Origin of the sequence: Amycolatopsis tolypomycina (assembly GCF_900105945.1) — a bacterium.
Taxonomy (GTDB): Bacteria; Actinomycetota; Actinomycetes; order Mycobacteriales; family Pseudonocardiaceae; genus Amycolatopsis; species Amycolatopsis tolypomycina.
The window spans coordinates 4,161,179-4,178,484 of record NZ_FNSO01000004.1; the positions used below are offsets into that span (position 1 = coordinate 4,161,179).

Annotated in this window: 12 protein-coding genes; 6 read left to right on the top strand and 6 right to left on the bottom strand. The window is 70.1% G+C overall.

The genetic code is table 11. The features are described from left to right. Window positions 1–48: 48 nt before the first annotated feature. The 4 genes from BLW76_RS29070 to BLW76_RS29085 all read right to left on the bottom strand — a co-directional run bounded on the left by BLW76_RS29070 (window position 49) and on the right by BLW76_RS29085 (window position 5,717). Entirely contained in the window at window positions 49–939 is an 891-nt protein-coding gene (locus tag BLW76_RS29070; protein ID WP_091313246.1) for an ROK family protein, read from the bottom strand. Further along, entirely contained in the window at window positions 936–3,743 is a 2,808-nt protein-coding gene (locus BLW76_RS29075; RefSeq protein WP_091313249.1) for a glycoside hydrolase family 2 protein, read from the bottom strand. Before BLW76_RS29075 ends, BLW76_RS29070 begins: the two co-directional genes overlap by 4 nt. After that, the gene (locus tag BLW76_RS29080) at window positions 3,740–5,164 is read right to left on the bottom strand and encodes an APC family permease (protein ID WP_091313252.1); all 1,425 of its coding nucleotides are present in this window, start codon (window positions 5,162–5,164) and stop codon (window positions 3,740–3,742) included. The genes BLW76_RS29075 and BLW76_RS29080 overlap by 4 nt, the downstream gene beginning before the upstream one ends. A 322-nt stretch (window positions 5,165–5,486) precedes the next feature. Further along, window positions 5,487–5,717 (bottom strand): hypothetical protein, encoded by a 231-nt coding sequence (locus BLW76_RS29085; RefSeq protein ID WP_208613407.1) that lies wholly within the window; start codon window positions 5,715–5,717, stop codon window positions 5,487–5,489. Window positions 5,718–5,893: 176 nt separating this feature from the next. Here BLW76_RS29085 and BLW76_RS29090 point away from each other — a divergent pair, with 176 nt between their 5' ends. The 6 genes from BLW76_RS29090 to BLW76_RS29115 all read left to right on the top strand — a co-directional run bounded on the left by BLW76_RS29090 (window position 5,894) and on the right by BLW76_RS29115 (window position 12,310). Further along, complete coding sequence (locus BLW76_RS29090) at window positions 5,894–6,718, top strand: class I SAM-dependent methyltransferase (protein WP_091313255.1); 825 nt, start codon at window positions 5,894–5,896, stop codon at window positions 6,716–6,718. Window positions 6,719–6,780: 62 nt separating this feature from the next. Beyond that, the gene (locus BLW76_RS29095) at window positions 6,781–8,271 is read left to right on the top strand and encodes an MFS transporter (RefSeq protein ID WP_091313257.1); all 1,491 of its coding nucleotides are present in this window, start codon (window positions 6,781–6,783) and stop codon (window positions 8,269–8,271) included. Between the two features lies 1 nt (window position 8,272). After that, window positions 8,273–8,830 (top strand): TetR/AcrR family transcriptional regulator, encoded by a 558-nt coding sequence (locus tag BLW76_RS29100; RefSeq protein WP_091313260.1) that lies wholly within the window; start codon window positions 8,273–8,275, stop codon window positions 8,828–8,830. A gap of 148 nt (window positions 8,831–8,978) precedes the next feature. Then, window positions 8,979–9,530: a snapalysin family zinc-dependent metalloprotease gene (locus BLW76_RS29105; protein WP_091313262.1), complete on the top strand. Its 552-nt coding sequence runs from the start codon at window positions 8,979–8,981 to the stop codon at window positions 9,528–9,530. Window positions 9,531–9,627: 97 nt separating this feature from the next. Next, entirely contained in the window at window positions 9,628–10,737 is a 1,110-nt protein-coding gene (locus BLW76_RS29110; protein WP_244170356.1) for an alpha/beta hydrolase, read from the top strand. A 121-nt stretch (window positions 10,738–10,858) separates the two neighbouring features. After that, entirely contained in the window at window positions 10,859–12,310 is a 1,452-nt protein-coding gene (locus tag BLW76_RS29115; RefSeq protein WP_091313265.1) for a family 43 glycosylhydrolase, read from the top strand. 53 nt (window positions 12,311–12,363) lie between these two features. Here the strand turns inward: BLW76_RS29115 and BLW76_RS29120 are convergent, their stop codons facing one another. Both BLW76_RS29120 and BLW76_RS29125 read right to left on the bottom strand, forming a co-directional pair. Beyond that, window positions 12,364–14,580, bottom strand: a complete 2,217-nt coding sequence (locus BLW76_RS29120; protein WP_244170357.1) for a beta-L-arabinofuranosidase domain-containing protein — start codon at window positions 14,578–14,580, stop codon at window positions 12,364–12,366. Window positions 14,581–14,616: 36 nt separating this feature from the next. After that, the gene (locus tag BLW76_RS29125) at window positions 14,617–17,298 is read right to left on the bottom strand and encodes an RICIN domain-containing protein (protein WP_244170358.1); all 2,682 of its coding nucleotides are present in this window, start codon (window positions 17,296–17,298) and stop codon (window positions 14,617–14,619) included. Window positions 17,299–17,306 lie beyond the last annotated feature (8 nt).

Below are 17,306 nucleotides of genomic sequence, written 5' to 3' on the forward strand. Positions count from 1 at the left end.
GTCATGAACGACCCTTTCATGACACCGGCGACCACCCACCCGGACGCCTCAGCCGCCCAGTGCCAGCGCCACCGCGCCCAGCAGTGCCGCGTCCTGGTCGAACCGCGCCGCCACCAGCTGCGGCGGGAACGGCACCGCGTGCGCGAGCCGGTCCGCCAGTGCCGGCAGCAGCACGTCCGCCGAGCGCACGAGCCCGCCGCCGACCGCGATGCGTTGCGGGTCCAGGGCGATCGCCAGGTTGGCCACGTGCATCGACAGCTCGTCGAGCGCGGCCGTCACCAGCTCCTTGGCCTCGACGTTCTCCTTGGCCAGCGCGAACAGCTCCCCGGCGGTGACCGGGCGGCCGAGCAGCTCGCTCGCCCGGCCGCCCAGCCCACGCCCACCGACGGCTTCCTCGAGCGGCGCCGCTCCGCTCGCGAAACCCTCGGTGTCCTGCGGCGAGAGCAGGTTGTACCCGATCTCGCCGGCAGCTCCGTTGGCGCCGGTCAGCACCCGGCCGCCGACCAGCACCGCCGCCGCGATGCCGGTGCCCAGCGACAGGAACACCGCCGGGTCGGCCCCGGCGAGCGTGCCCCAGCGCCACTCCGCGAGTGCCGCCGCCTTCGCGTCCGTGCCCACCGAGATCGGCACGGCGGGGAACTCCGCGGCCACCAGCTCCGCCAGGTGCAGCTGTTCCCAGCCCGGCACGTTCGGCGCGAGCAGGATGCGGTCCGGCAGCACGATCCCCGGGCTGACGACGCCGATGCGGCCGGGCGCCGCGCCCTCGTCGGCCAGGAGGGCCCTGGCCGCGGCGAGCGTGCGCACCACCACCTGCTCGGCCCCCGCGTGCGCGTCGGTGTCCAGCCGGCGGGTCGCCAGCAGGGTGCCGTCGCGGTCGGCGAGCCCCAGCGCCACCTTCGTGCCGCCGAAGTCGATCCCGAGAATCCGATCGTCGCTCACGCGTGCGCCCCTCCTGTCCCCCGCACCACGATCCGGCCGGTGTTGAACCCGTCGACGCTGATCACCGGCGCCGCGCCGCGCAGGTCCGCGGCCCGGTAGGTGACGGTCAGCGTCTGCGACTGGCCCGGCCACAGCGTGATGTCGTTGTCGTCCCAGGTCGCGTTCGCGAGCTGGTTGTCCCCCGGCGCTTCCCGCCCGCCGGGCGTGCCGCGGCGGACGTCGGCCCGCAGGAAGAACGCCGCCCCCGGCGTCTTCGAGGTGTTGGTGATCGTCACCGTGGTGACCAGGCCGGGCCCGCTCGGGCGCGTCGACGCCACCGCGCTGACCTGCGACTTCGGCAGGTTCCGCAGGGCCTGCAGGTTGCCGTACTGCGCCAGCGTCGCCTGCGGGTTCCCGAGCGTCTTCGCCCAGTCGACGACGTCTTTCTGCGTCGAGAGCCAGTAGACGTTCCGGTCGACGACCGTCCCGCCGCGGGTCACCTGCAGCTCGACGAAGTAGACCTGCGCGGGCGCGGGTGCCTTCGTCTCGGCGGGCACCTTCGGCTTGAGCACGCCCGTGCGCACGCCCTGCGAACCCAGCGAGATACCCGCAGCCGTCTGGTCGTCGAGGACCTTGCCCGCGGTGTCGATGACGCGGGCCCGCACGGAAAGCCCGGTCTGGGCCACCGCGCCGAGGTTGTCCAGGGTGACGGACCCGTTGTCGTAGCCGTAGATCGCGTGCAGCGGCTTGTTCGCCTTCTGGGCCCCGAAGTACGCGCCCGCCTGGTCGCCGTCGTCGTTGTAGAGCGACCACAGCAGTGTCGGCCAGCCCTTGTTCAGCTGCCAGTAGACGACGCCGGTCGAGGGGTTGGCGCGGTCCGTCGAGTGGTGCAGGAAGGCCTCGAACTGCGAGCGCGTGTTCTCGTAGTTCGCGATGTTCGCCAGGTCCACATAGGACTCCAGGGAGTTCCACTTCCCGTACCGCTGCAGGATCGACTGGTCGAGCGTGTACAGCGTGCCGAAGGCGTAACCGCCGTGCCCCGGCTCGAAGTTCGCGTGGTACTGGTTGTATTCCGGGTCCTGCCACAGCTTCGCCTGCTCGGCGGGCGAGAGGAACCGCTTGATCGAGTCGAGCGTCGGCACGGTGTGCCCGGCGCTCTGCTCGCTCGCGAAGCCCCACGCCCCACCGGCGTTGGTGCGGGAGGAGTCCTCGGGATCGAAGTGCGAGCTGTCGTACCAGTACGACGGCGGGACCCAGTCGTACGGGCCTTCCTTCTCCCCGGACTGGCCCAGGGTCGGCGTGCTCTTGTACTCCGCCGAAGCGATCACCGGGACCTGGAAGTCCGCTTCCGCGAAGGCCCTGAGCGTCTCGGACTCCTGGCGCGGCAGCGGTTCGTTGTCGCTCCAGCCGTAGTTGAAGACGCTCGGGTGGTTCCGCTCCATCTGCGCGATGGTGTACGCCGAGTCGTGCATGATCCGGTAGTCGCGCTCGGTCAGCGTCGAGGCGTCTTCGGGCTGCCAGGCGTCACAGCAGAGGAACCCGCCGATCACCAGGAGACCGGCCCGGTCGGCCTGGTCGTAGAAGTTCTGCGGCATGTCGTGGCCTTCGAGCCGGACGCCGGAGAGGCCCAGGTTCTTGATCAGCGCGAGCTGGTGCGCGGTGTCGGCCTTGTCGTAGCGCAGGAACAGGTCCGGCGCGAAGCCGCCGCCGCGGAAGACGAAGTCCCTGCCGTTGATCGTGAACTGCCGCGCGCCTTCCGGCAGCGGCGCGGACTTCCCGACCAGGCGCGAGGTCACCGTGCGGATGCCGAAGGTGCTCTTCGACGACGTCGAGAGCACGCCGTCCTGCGAGACCGCGGTGGTCAGCGTGTACAGCGGCTGGTCGCCCATCGAGTACGGCCACCACACCTTCGGGTGCGCGATCTTCACCGGCGCGAAGGCCACGGTCTTCTTGGTGTTCGCCGGGATCGTGACGCGCTGCTCGACGACGATCGGCGCGCCCGACGGCGGGGTGATCGTCGCGGCGACGTCCCCGGTCCGCGCGGTGGCCGCGTTGTTGGTGACGTCGACCTTCACGGTCAGCTTCGAACTCGACAGATCGGGGGCGTTGTCCTGCACGACGTGGGCGTTGTCGCCGGTCAGCGCGTCGGAGACCTGGAGGGTGGGCGGGAACTGGATGCCGGTGTTGTTGTCCGGCGGGATCTGGCCCCAGTCGACCTGGTCGAGGGTGTACATCTTCGTCGGGTCGTTCGGGTAGACCTTGATCGCCAGGGTGTTGCGGCCCGGCTTGACCAGCTTCGTGACGTCGAACGTGTGGCCGGCGAACGCGCCGCTGACGACGTCCTTCGTGGCGACGAGCGTGCCGTTGACCCAGACGTCGCCCTCGCCGACGATGCCCGGGATGGTCAGCTGCGCGTGCTGCCCCGGCCTGATGGCCGGGGTGAAGTCGGTGCGGTACCACCACGGGTCGGCGAACGGCAAGGTGGCGACGGGGCCGAGCTTGTCGACGTACCCGAAGCACTTGCGCAGGTTGTCGGAGTAGAAGACGTCCGGGCACCGGCCGTTCTGGACCAGGGCGTTGATCTCCGTGCCCGGCGCGCCGGCGTCGTCCGGCTGCACCGGCAGCCAGCCGCGGGTGGTGTACCCGGGCGTGGAGACCTTGTCGCCGCCGTCCCTGACGCTCGCCGTGGTCAGGACCTGCCAGCCCTGGAGACCGATCGTGGTGAGCCCGCGGGACTGCGCGTCCTGCGCGGCGGCGGGTCCGGCCACGCTCAGCACGCCGGGGACGAGCAGCAGCGCGGCGAGGACCGCGAGCTTCCGGGTCATGCCTGGGCCCCTTCCGGTTCGGCGGCGAAGGCTTCCTTGATTTCCTTGGGCCCGAACGGCCAGGTGTGCTCGGCCCTGGCGTAGACCAGGTAGGCGATCGCGCCGACGGCGATCCAGCCCAGCGACAGCCCGATCGAGAGCCAGGTCGCGGAGACGTAGATGTAGACCCAGCCGACCAGCGCGAGCAGCGTCGGCACCGGGTACAGCCACTGCCGGTACGGCCGCCGCAGGTGCGGCTGGCGGCGGCGCAGCGTCACGATGGCCGCGACCTGGGCCAGCGACTGGATGATGACCAGTGTGGCGACGGCGGCGTTGATGACGTCGGTCAGCGTGAACAGCGAGCCGATGATCGTGATGGCGCCCATGGTGAGCACGCCGGCGGTCGGCAGGTTGAGCTTCGGGTGCAGCTTGCCGAAGACCGGCAGGAACACCTTGTCCCGCGCGGCTTCGAACGGCACCCGCGAGCCGCCGAGCAGCCCGGCGAACACCGAGCCGATCGCCGCGACGACGATGAAGACGGTGACGATCTTCGCCGTGACGGTCCCCCACGCCTGTTCGAGCACGGTGGAGGCGACCGAAGTGGCCGTCTTGAGCTCCTCGAGGGGTACCGAGCCGAGCACGCCGACCTGCAGCAGGAAGTACAGGCTCATGATGCCGAGGATCGAGAAGAGGATCGACCGCGGGAGCGTGCGGCCCGGACTGCGGACCTCGCCGCCGAGGTAGGCGGTCGTGTTGTAGCCGAGGTAGTCGTAGATGGCGATGATCAGGCCGGCGCCGAGGCCGCCCCAGAACGTGCCCTCGCCGGCCGAGCTGAACGCGCCGGGGGTGAACGCGAACGCCTGCGCGCCGCTGAAGTGCGTGAACGCGGCGACGACCGTGGTGAGCACCGCGATCAGCATGACCACGAACAGCACGGTGGTGAGCTTGCCGATCTGGCCGATCTTGCGGAACAGGGCGGCGACGATCACGAGCGTGATGCCGACGCCGATGACCTTGCCCAGCGGCGTCGTGCCGGCGTCGTCGGTGACGCCGGGGATCAGGTAGCCGAGGTACTGGACGAGGCCGATGATGCCGGTCGACATGATCAGCGGGATGAACAGCACGGCGCTCCAGACGAACAGGAACGGCATCAGCCGTCCGGTCCGGTACTGGAACGCCTCGCGGAGGTAGAGGTACGTGCCGCCGGCACCCGGCATGGCGGCGCCGAGCTCGGCCCAGATGAGCCCGTCGGCGAGCGCGACGATCGCCCCGATGATCCAGCCGAACATCGCCTGCGGGCCGCCCATGGTGGCGACCATGGCGGGGATCGTGACGAACGGGCCGATGCCGCACATCTGCGTCATGTTGATCGCGGTGGCCTGCAGCGGCCCGATCTTGCGCTCCAGGGCGGGCGGTTCCCCGGACCGAGGGGGTGAGCTCACGGCGTGCCTCCGACTTGTAGTTAGTAAAGTTTCTTAACATACAACGCCTCGGGCCGGAAGGGTTCACGGGCAAACTTGCGGCAACTCAGGAGGACGCGGAGGACGAAACGGACCCCCGGGACGGCACCACCGCAGCCCGGCGTCGCCGATCCGGGGGCAGCATCGTCGCGCCGCTGGACGAGCTCCACCACTGCCGGTCGGCGAGCGCGTTGGCGCGCACGGTGAGCGAATCCGTCGAACGCGCGGTGCCCGCGGCCGGGGCGCCGGGATCGTGGCGGGAGCACGCAGCCGGGGACGCCCGAGCCGCCGCGTCCACAGTGGACTAGTCCGAGGGCCCCCGCAGGGTCAGCACCACCCGCAGCACGTATTCCACCGCCGTCGGGAAGGTCGCGCCGCGCAGCTCCCCCCGATCGGCCAGGTTGCGTGCCGCGAACTCCAGCTCCCGCTCCGGCCCGCCGCGGCGTACCAGCAGGGCCGCGATCTCCTCGAACTCGAGGTCCGGGTGGTCCATGCGGGTCAAGGCGAACTCGATGATCAGTTCCTCGGCCGTCACGTCCGCCTCCTTCCGCTTCCGCCAGCGTACCGGCGAACAGGGCCGTCCGGCCCTGTTCCGGTCCCGACTTCCCCGGGACCGGCGGGGACCTTCGCCCCCGGCACGACGACCGTGGCGGCGACCACAATTCCCGGTGACGGCAATCTCCTCCCACTCCCCTCCGGACGGTGACTGGAATGTTCAGCTTGGCGCCGAGTACGTCGACCGCGACCCGGCAGGCCAAACGGCTCGCCCGGCGAGCCGAAGAGCTCGTTCAGCGAACCCTGACCGGCGTGGGTGCCCGGCAGTCCGAAAGCCGGATCTCGACCGACGCCCAGGCGTACTGGCGCGAACCCGCCGGCGACCGGTGGCTCGCGAACTCCCACTGGCGGGACGCGTCGGTGTTCCGGGACAACGACCTGTGGTCGCGCATCGGCCGGGAGCACGTCGAACTCTTCGAACGCGGGGCCCGGATGGCCGGCTTCACGCGGCCGTGGGACCGGATCGTCGACTGGGGCTGCGGTGGCGGCGCGAACGCCGTCGAGTTCGCCCCGCACGCGCGGGAGTACATCGGTGTCGACATCTCGCCCGCCACCCTGCGGGAGTGCGAGCGGGAGGTCGCCGCCGTGTGCGACACGCCCTTCACGCCCGTCTCGATCGACGTCGAGGCACCGGAAGCCGCCCTGGCGCAGGTCGGCGAGCCCTGCGACGTCTTCCTCAGCTTCTACGTCTTCGAGCTGATCCCGACGCCCGAGTACGGCGAGCGCCTGCTCCGCATCGCCTCGCGGCTGCTCGCCCCGGGCGGGCTGGCGCTGATCCAGATCAAGTACGACACGGGCAGCTGGTGGACGCGGCCGCGTCGCCGCGGCTACCGGTCCGGGCTCGCCGAGATGACGACCTACCCGATCGCGGAGTTCTGGGAGCTCGCGACGCGCTGCGGCCTGACGCCGGCCGCCGTCCAGCTCGTGCCCCGCAACGAGCTCGACAAGCACTACGCCTACTTCTTCCTGACGAAGGCCTGATCCCTGCGGGGTGACCGGGCTCACGACAGTTACTGTACCGTCCAGACGGTATAGTAACTGGCATGACCGCCACCCTGCCGACCTCCGCCCGCCCGTTGAGCCCCCGCCGCCGCTGGGCCGCACTGGGCGTGCTCGTCGGCGCCGTGCTCCTGCTCGCGGTCGACGGCACGGTGCTGTACCTGGCCGTGCCGTCGCTCACCCGCGAGCTCGCGCCGACCGCCACCGAAATCCTGTGGATCGGCGACGTCTACTCCCTCGCACTCGCCGGGCTGCTCGTCACGGCCGGGAACCTCGCCGACCGCTTCGGGCGCAAGAAGGTGCTGCTCGTCGGCACGGCGGCGTTCGGGCTTGCCTCCGCACTGGCCGCCTTCTCCCCCACCGCCGGCGTGCTCGTCGTCGCGCGGCTGCTGCTCGGGATCGCCGGCGCGACGATCATGCCGTCGACGTTGTCGCTCATCCGGACGCTGTTCACCGACCCGCGCGAGCGCACCCGCGCCATCGCGATCTGGTCGGCCGGGTCCGGCGGCGGCATCGCGCTGGGCCCGCTGGTCGGCGGCACCCTGCTGGAGCACTACTGGTGGGGCTCGGTGTTCCTGATCAACGTCCCGATCGTCGTCGTCTTCCTGGTATTGGGCGCCTGGCTGCTGCCGGAGTCGCGCGACCCGAACCCGGGGCGGTTCGACCTGCTCTCGGCCGGGCTGTCGCTGGTGGCGATCGTTCCGCTGGTCTACGCGGTCAAGCACGCCGTCAGCGCGGGCCTCGACGCGCAGGTGGCCGTCGCCGCCGTGCTCGGGATGGTCGCCGGGATCCTGTTCGTCCGCCGCCAGCGGCGGGCCGAGGCGCCGCTGATCGACGTCACCCTGTTCCGCAACGGCGCCTTCAGCGGCGCGGTGCTGGCGAACTTCATCGCCGTCTTCGCGCTGATGGGCCTGCTGTTCTTCTTCTCGCAGTACCTGCAGCTCGTCCGCGGCTTCTCGCCGCTGCAGGCGGGGTTCGCGGAGATGCCGGCCACGCTCGCCTCGATCGCCGTCGTGGCGGCGGTCGGCGTGGTCGCCGGGCGGCTGGGGCGGGGCCGGGCCGTCGCGGCGGGGCTCGCCGTCGCCGCGCTGGGCCTCGCGCTGGTGTCGATCGCCGAACGGGCACCGCAGTACTGGTGGCTGGGGCTGACGCTCGTGCCGGTCGGGCTGGGCGTCGGCCTGGCGCTGACGCTGACGGTCGATTCGGTGCTGTCCGCCGTTCCACGGGACAAGGCCGGCTCGGCGTCGGCGATCTCCGAGACGGCCTACGAGCTCGGGGCGGCGCTGGGCATCGCGATCCTCGGTTCGGTGGTGAACCTGGTCTACCGCGCGTTCCTGCCGCCCGGTCCGGTGCCGGCCGAGGCCCGCGACTCCCTCGCCGGCGCCGCGAGCGTGCTCGACCCGGCCTCGGAACTGGCCCACGCGGCCCGGGAAGCGTTCACCGGCGCGATGCAGGTGACCTCGCTCGCGGCGGCCGCCGTCACCGCCGTCGCCGCGGTGATCGCCTGGCGTACGATTCCGTCCGGAAAGGACTGACATGCCACGCAAGGCCGGGCGCAGCCCGGAAGAGACCCGCCGCGCACTGCTCGACGCCGCCGCGACGGTGATCCGCACCCGGGGCGTCTCGGCCTCCCTCGACGACATCGCCCGCGCGGCCGGCGTGTCGAAAGGCGGGCTGCTGTACCACTTCCCGGCCAAGGACGCGCTGGTCCGCACGCTGGCACAGGACCTGCTGGACACCTTCCGCACCGACGTGCAGGCGGCGATCGACCCGGCCGACACCGAGCCGGGCCGCCTGACGCGCGCGTACGTCCGGGCGTCGCTGGACACCTCCTACGACGAGGTCGCGATCCGCCAGACGATCGCCCTGGTCGCCCAGCTGATCTCGATCCCCGAGATCGCCGAGCTGGCCCGCGCGGACGCGGAGAGGTGGGAACGCGACCTCCACGCCGACGGCCTCCCGCCCGAGCTGGTCACCCTGGTGGTCGCGGCAGCCGACGGCGCGTGCACGGCACCACTGTGGGGCGCGGGCATCGACGTTCCGGCGATGCGGAAGCTGGAACAGCAGCTGCTCGCCCTCACCCGGACCGCCTGACCAGTCGTTGTCAACAGACTTTGGTGTTGGGAAATCACCAGTTGGCGGCACCTACGTTAGTCGGCTCCGGAGAAAGGTGTCTTCCCGGTAAATTCTCGACAGCGCGCGCAATTCCGGCAAATCCCCGTCCCCCACGAGGAGTCTTCCGATGTCGAGGAAGTTCGCCCTGGCCGGCGCCATTGCGCTTGCCCTGTCCGTGACCCCGCTCGCCGCGGGGACCGCGGCGGCCGCCACCGCGCAGGAAGCCGCCGTCACCACGGTCTACTACAGCACCTCCAGCGCACCGACGTTCCGGTCGGTGATCAACGCCGGTGCCGCCAACTGGAACCGCAGCGTCACCAACGTCCGGCTCGTCGAGCGCAACTCCGGTGCGAGCCTGCGCTTCACCGAGGGCAACGACCCCCGCGGTTCCTACGCCTCCACCAACGGGCACGGCAGCGGCACCATCTTCATCGACTACACCCAGGCCCGCCAGTACAACCCGACCCGCATCGCGGCGCACGAGACCGGGCACGCCCTCGGCCTGCCCGACCACTACTCGGGCCCGTGCTCCGAGCTGATGTCGGGTGGCGGCCCCGGCCCGTCCTGCACCAACGCGGTCCCGAACTCGACCGAGCGCGCGCGGGTCAACCAGCTGTGGGCCAACGGGCTCGTCGCGGCCAACGCCGAGCGCGTCTACGAAACGATCTACGGCTTCTGAGCCCGAAGGGGCGTGGCCCGCGGGCCACGCCCCTGACCGGGTCGATCTCGGTGATCGTCCCGATGTCCCGCAGGCAGACCGTCAATACGGTCGAAGCATGCGAAAACCACTTGTCGCCGGGCTCGCCGGCGTCCTCCTCCTGACCGCGGTCCCCGCCTCGGCGGCCACCCGGCTCGCCCTCCCCGCCCCCACCGGTCCCTACGCCGTCGGCAGCGTCGACCTGCACCTCGTCGACCCCGCGCGGCCGGACCCCTGGGTCGCCGGGACGCCCCGGGAACTCATGGTCACCGTCCGGTATCCCGCCCGGCCCGGCCATGGCCCGAAGACGCCCTACCTCGCACCGGAAGCCGCGAAGCTGATCGCCGAGGAAGACGCGCGGACGCTCGGCATCACCGCCGACCGGCTGGACTACACCTTCCCCACGCACGCCCGCACCGGCGTTCCCGCGGCCGGCGGACCGCGGCTGGTCGTGCTCTACTCGCCCAGCGCCAAGTACCCGCGCTCGGTCGGGACCGCGCAGCTGGAGCAGCTCGCGAGCGAGGGGTACGTGACCGTGGCGATCGACCACACCCACGAGCCCGCCGCGGTCGAGTTCCCCGGCGGGCGCGTCGAACGGCGGGTGCTGCCCTCGGGTCCCGACGCCGGCCGTCAGCTCATCGCCACGCGGGTCGCCGACACCCGGTTCGTCCTCGACGCGCTGGAAACCCTCGCGCGTGGCGGGAATCCGGACGCCGAACGCCGGGCGCTGCCCGCCGGGCTGTCGCCGGACGTCTCCCGCGCCGGCATGTTCGGCCACTCCGCGGGCGGGTTCACCACCGCCGAAACCATGGTGGCCGACGCCCGCATCGACGCCGGAGCCGACCTCGACGGCAGCATGGCGTACTCCCAGTCGAACCGCGAATTCGGCCGCGCCGCCGGCGAAGGCCTCGACCAGCCGTTCCTGCTGCTGAGCGCGGGCGACCACAGCGCCGCCTCCGACCCGTCGTGGCAGGAGTTCCTCACCCACCAGCGCGGACCCGTCCGCACGCAGCACCTGCCGGACGGCGAGCACTTCAGCTACACCGACTACCAGGTGCTCCTCCCCCGGCTCGGCCTCGACCCCGCGGCACTCGCGCCGTTCATCGGAACCGTCGACCCGGACCGGAGCGTGGCCGGTCAACGAGCGGCCCTCAGCGCATTCTTCGACTGCTCTCTCAAACGAAACTAGTTCAGCACGCATGGCCGATTCACGAAACCGGGAATCGGCCGTTTTTTCTGTTCATTTGCCGGTTTCCGGCGTACCGTCGCAGACTCCGGGTTTCTCTCCTCCTCGTCGATGTGAGGACACAATGCGGCGATCACCCTGGCTGGCGGCGGCCATTCTGCTGACCGGTCTCTTCGTGGCGGCACCCGCGCGGGCGGCGACCACCTTCAGCAGCACGATGGTGAACCAGGGCAGCGGGAACTGCGCCGAGGTGCCCGACGCCTCGAGTGCCGTGCAACTCGTGCAGCGCGGCTGTTCGTCCGCCGCGAATCAGAGTTTCACCTTCACCCCTTATCAGAACAGCGCGGACGTCTACACCATTGCGACGATGACCGCGGGCAGCTGCGTCGACATCTACGGCGCGTCCACCGCCGACAACGCCACCGTCATCCAGTACGCGTGCCATTCCGGCACGAACCAGCAATTCCGGCTGCAGGCCGCGGGCACGAACACGTTCACCGTCGTCTCGGTGAACTCCGGGAAGTGCGTCGCCCCGGCGGCGAGTGGCGCCGGGCTCGTGCAGCTGCCGTGCACGACGGCGGCGAACGGCGTCTGGCGGATCGCCGCCGGGACGAGCGCGGCCACCTTCACCAACCCGCTGAGCCAGCACGGCCCGGACCCGTGGCTGCAGTACCACAACGGCTACTACTACCTGGCCACGACGACGTGGAACTCGACGATCACCATGCGCAAGTCGCGCACGCTCGGCGGCCTGGCGTCCGCGCCGGACACGGTGATCTTCACCCTCACCCGGCCCAACGGCGCCGGGACGATGTGGGCGCCCGAGTTCCACCTGCTCACCGGGCCGAACGGGCCGCGCTGGTACCTCTACTACGTCGCCGGCCGCGAACCCTACGACCTCGGGACGCAGCGCATCCACGTCATCGAGAGCGCCGGCACCGACCCGATGGGCCCCTACAGCTTCAAGGCCGACCTGCTCGACCCCACCCAGGACAACACCTGGGAGCTGGACCCGAGCATCCTGCAGCTCAACGGCAACCTGTACCTGCTGGGCACGTTCTACAACGGCTCGCAGCCCAACTTCATCCGGCCCCTGTCCAACCCGTGGACGGCGAGCGGCACGCGGCGCATCCTGTCGTCGCCGACGTACGGCTGGGAGACCGTCGGCGGCGCGGTCAACGAAGGCGCCGAAGTGCTGCAGCGCAACGGGAAGACGTTCATCGTGTTCTCCGCCAGCCACTGCTCGACTCCCGACTACAAGCTCGGCATCCTGACCTACAACGGCGGCGACCCGCTGCAGCAGTCTTCGTGGGTGAAGTCCGCGCAGCCGGTGTTCCAGCGCAGCAACGCGAACTCGGTGTTCGGCCCCGGCCACAACGGGTTCTTCAAGTCCCCCGACGGCACCGAGGACTGGATCGTCTACCACGCCAACAACTCCGCCAACGGCGGCTGCGACATGAACCGCACCACCCGCGCCCAGAAGCTCACCTGGAACGCGGACGGGACGCCGAACTTCGGCACCCCGGCAGCCCTGGGCACCCGGCTCCCGGTCCCGTCCGGCGAACCGGCGCAGTAGAGCGGTCGAGAGTGGGAAAGCGGGTTAGAACACGCTTTCCCACTCACGACAACTCAGCCCACGACGATCCGGTCGATATCGGGCGCCCAGCCGGACGAGTTGCCCAGGCGGATCGTGTTGGCCCCCGCGGCGAGCGTCAGCGTCACCTGCACCGACCCGACCGTGTCCCAGCCACCCGTACTGGGCGTGTTGACGGAAGTCGCCGCACCGCCGTTGACGCTCACCGTCATCGACCGCGCCTCACCCGAGGCGTAGAAGATCGTCACTTGACGCGCGCCCGCGGTCGAGTTCACCCCGTTGAACTGCACGTAGTTCGCCGAACCACCGCCGACGTAACCCACCAGCGCACCACCGGAAGCACCCGACGAACTCCGCACGGCCGCCTGACCGGCCAGGGTCCCCGCCTCGGCCTCGTAGGACGTCCCGGTAGGCGGCGAGCCACTCAACCGCCAGTAGACCGTGTACCGCTGGTGGTGCGTGGCGTAGAACGGCAGCAGGGTGACCGCGCCCGTGCTCGCGGTGGCCGTGAAGCGCAGCGGGTTCGCCGGGTCCTGTTTCACCGTCCCCGTCTGCAACGCCGGCAGCGCGCTCAGGTTCGTCGAGCCGTACTGACCCGCAAGGACGATCGCGCCGTACTTCGCCGCCCCGACACCCCCGTCGTCATTGGCCCGCGGGAACGTCAGCGACGCCGGGACCGACACGTCGACGACGTCCCCGGCCGCCCAAGTCCGGTCGATCGTGAAGTACGACCCCGGCGCCGGAGTGCCCTGGGCGACGCCGTTGACCTTCACCACCGCCCCGGACGTCCACTTCGGGATGCGGATCTTCAGCGCGATGTGCCCGGAGCCGCCGATCGTCAGCTTCGTGCCCGACGAAGTGGGGAACGTCGTGTCCTGCCGGACGGTGATGCCCCGGCCCGGCCAGGTCAGCACGGACGCGATGAACAGGTTGACGTACAACGTCTCGCCGGTGAAGAAGTACACGCTGTCGGCGAACTTCGTCTGCGACTCCATGCCGGTGCCGTGGTCGCAGGTGAAGTCGTCGTAGTCGTTGGCGTAGGTCTTGAGCCCGCCCGCGCGCAACGGCGTGTAGTACGTGACGAACCCGTGGCTCGAGTTCGGGTCCTGCTCGCCGAGGATCTGGTTGAACAACGCCAGCTCGTAGTAGTCCATGTACTCGGGCACCGGATCGGTGAAGAACAGCTGCCGGGTCAGCTTGAGCATGTTGTAGGTGTTGCAGACTTCGCACGTGTTGTCCGACAGCTGGCTCGCGATGGCGTCGGGGGTCTGGAAGTACTCGCCGTTGGAGTTGCCGCCGATGACGTACGAGTGGTGGTCGAGGACGATCCGCCAGAAGTTCACGGCGATGTCCCGGTAGCGGGTGGTCCCGGTGGCGTGGTACTCGCGGATCGCGCCGAGGACCTTCGGGATCTGCGTGTTGGCGTGGAACCCGGCGAGCCGGTCCTGGTTCGCCGCGAGGGGGTCGAGGACCTGGGCGTGGTCGAACCGTTGCGCCGTGGTGAGGTGAGCGGGATCGCCGGTCACCTGGTACAGGTTCGCCAGTACCTCCGGCATCCCGCCGAACTCCGTCCGCAGCGCCGCCTGCATCTGCGCCGTCGACAGCGGATCGGTGCGGGCCTTCGTCCAGGCCGCCTTGCGCAGCAGGACGTCGAGGGCCTGCTGGTTGCCGGCGAGCAGGTACTGGTCGAGCAGCCCGGCCATGATCTTGTGCAGCGTGTAGTAGGGCGCCCAGACCGACTGGCCGCCCTCCAGGCGGTCGAAGAAGTTCTCCGGGAACGCCGAGAGGTAGCCGGCGTGATACCCGCGTCCCGGCGAGGCCGCCTGGCACGCTGCCAGGGCGTTGACGAGGTAGTCGCCCTTGGTCTTGTACGCGGTGTCGCCGGTGTTGGCGTACGCCTGCGCCAGCCCGGACAGCAGGTGCCCGGTCGAATGGCCGCGCAGTTCCGTGCTCGGGCTCTCCCAGCCGCCGCACGGCTGGGCCGAGCTGGCCAGGCCGACGTTGAGCCGGAACGTGTGCAGCAGGCGATCGGCGTCGACGAACCGGAAGTACGCCAGCTGCCGGTTCATGTTGTCGAGGAACGGCCCGGCCTGCAGCCGCACCGCGCCCAGCGGGAACGGGAACACCGAGACGCCGATGTCGGGACGGGCGGCCGCGGCGACACCGGCGAAGGCCGGGGCCAGCGCGGCGCTCGCGGAGAGGGCGCCCACGGCCTTGAGCAGCAGACGACGGTCGAAGGTGGGTTCGCGCATCATCGCGCCTTTCCTGGGTAAGAGCCGTCGGCAGACTCAGCTCGCGAGGGTGATGGTCACCGTGTTCGCGCTCGCGGTGACCGTGTGCGTGGCGGCGTCGTAGCTGCCGCCGCTGACCGAGTTCACGCCGGTGGAGAGGAACACCGGCAGCTGGATGGCGACCGCGCCGCCGGGCAGGCTGCCCGTCAGCGACACCGTGACGACCCGCGCGCCGCTCGAACCGCTCACCGCGAGGGAAACCCCGTAGGTGGTCCGGCTGCCCGAAGCGACGTCGTAGGTGTTGGTCAGGTTGCCGACCGAGATCGTCTGACCAGGCGCGATCCAGGAATTGGGCACGCCGCGGCCGATGTAGAGCGGCCGGGTGAACGTGTACGGCCCGGACCCGGTCGACGCCAGGCCTTCGGCCACCAGCGACTCCAGCAGGCCCTGCTGCTGCCCGGCGATCGGCCACGCGTACGGGCATGCGCCGAACTGCGGGCCGGCGTGGCTGCCGATCCACGGGTTCGCCGAGCTCGGCCCGCTGCCGTTGGCCTCCCACCAGGCGTTCGGGCCGCCGGTGGTGGTCTTGAGCTGCCAGGCGTAGCTGGTGATCGGCAGGTCGCGGTAGTTGTTCGAGTACAGCCCGTCGGAGGAGTACGACGTGTTGTACGCGGTCGAGTACCCGTTGAACGCCCCGAACGTCGGGAACGGGTAGCCGTTGGCCGACAGCCTGCCGAAGCCCCACTGGTACATCCGGTCGATCTGGCCCGGGTCGCCCATGATGCCGGTCAGCGCGCCGCCGGACAGCATCGTCGACCACTGGTTCTGCCCGACCCACCCGGGCGAGGCCCAGTTGGCGTCGTTGAAGGTGTTGCAGCGGTTGGCGCTGTTGGGCTTGTCCACCTCACAGGGCAGGTAGGTGAACCCGTTCGCGGACTGGTTGCGGCCCACGACCGTGTTCAGCGCGTTCAGCAGTGACGTGTACGCGGTGTTCGCCCACGTCGCTTCGGCGGTCTGGCCGATCTTGGTCGCGATGTACTTGTACGACGCCAGCATCTGCAACGCCGAGAAGTTGCTGAACAGCCAGCGCCCGGTCGAGTCGTTGTCGAAGTTGGCCTGCAGCGTCCCGTCCGAGGCCAGTTGGGCGGGGTACTTCACCCGGGCGATGGTGCGGAGGCTGGGACCCCACGAGCCGGTGTCGTTGAAGTACTGGCTGACGAACGCGGTGTCGTTCGTCTTCGCCAGGTACGTCGCCCAGGAGCCCATCGTCTTCCAGACGCCGTCCCAGTACCAGTTGGCACCGACTTCGTCCCAGCCGTCCTGCTGCGAGATCCGGGCGGTGAGCAGCAGGTTGCGCGCGTCCCGGAAGTCGCCGGTCTGGAACTTGGCGGTCAGCTCGCCGGGGACGTCGTGGTTGAGGATCCAGTTGTAGTTGTTGGCACCGGAGAACTGCGCCTTGCCCACCTGCATGATCAGGTTGTAGATGGTGCCCGCCTTGTAGGCGTTCGCCATCGCGGTGCCCGGGTTCGCCAGGTTCCCGGTGTTGGGCAGGGTCGTGTTCGGCAGGCTGAAGGTGTTCGTCTCGGCCAGCCGCGAGTTCCAGTACGACGTCATCTGGCCGTACGCGGTGTCGTAGTTCGGCGCGTTCGACGACAGCGTCGAGCCGGTCGGCAGGGCGACGCCGCTGCCGAAGTTGTCCACGGCCACCACGAAGTCGTGGTTGCTGGTCTGCCCGGCCGCGACCGTGTCCAATGTGGACGACGTCAGCCGCACCAGCCCCGGACCGGACCCACCCGGCGGGACCGTCACCGAGGACGAGCCGTTGTTCTTGATGGACACCCGCGTGTAGACGAGCATCACCGGCGAGCCGTTGATGGTGACCTTGTCGGCGAAGTTCTTGATCGTGATCCCGACGTTCCCGGAGGTGCGGGACGTCGTCATCGCCGGCAGGTAGCCGTTGTCCTCGGTCCACTGCACCGACTGCGCGCCCGGGTTGCCGCCGTAGGTGTAGGCGCTGAACGAGTACATCCCGCCGCAGAGGCCGTTGTACGTCGTGTTGACGCCGCGGGCGAAGAACGAGCCGGACAGGTAGCTGAAGACCGGCCAGTAGTTGCCGTCCCAGCCGATCGCCGTGGTGTTCTGGAAGCCCTGGCCGTAGGGGTCGTTCGGCGTCTGGAAGTTCGTGCCGTACGACCGCGGCAGCCCGGAGTTCTTGCACGCGTTCGGGGCCAGGTTCGGGATGCCCTCGTAGGAGTCGGACGTCCCGGGGACGTACCCCGGCACCCGCCAGGCGCTCGCGCTCGAACACGGCAGCTGGACGAGGGCGTTGTTCACCGGGGTGATGCACTTGCCGGAGCTGACGGCGACGACGTTGAACGTGTTCGTCCCCACCGGCTGCAGCCGGAACTGCTGGTTGGTCTCCCCGTGGCAGGCGTACTGGATCACCGCGGCGTTGTCCGCGGTGGACGCGCCGTAGATGTCGACGCAGCTGCCCGAGGTGAAGGTGCCGATGGTGTAGGCGTCACCGGACGCCGGGGTGAACGTGTACGACTGCCCGGCACCGGAGGTGCAGGCCGTCTGGGTCAACTGGACCGCGCTGTTGCCGTTGGGGACGGTGGCGCACTGGCCGCTCGAGGAGCTGACCATCGTGCTGCTGAACGTGGCCGCGGCGTTCGCCGGGACCACCACTGCGAAGCCGGCCGCCAGGAGGGCGACGGCGAGCACTGCCGGACGTTTCATCGGGGTCT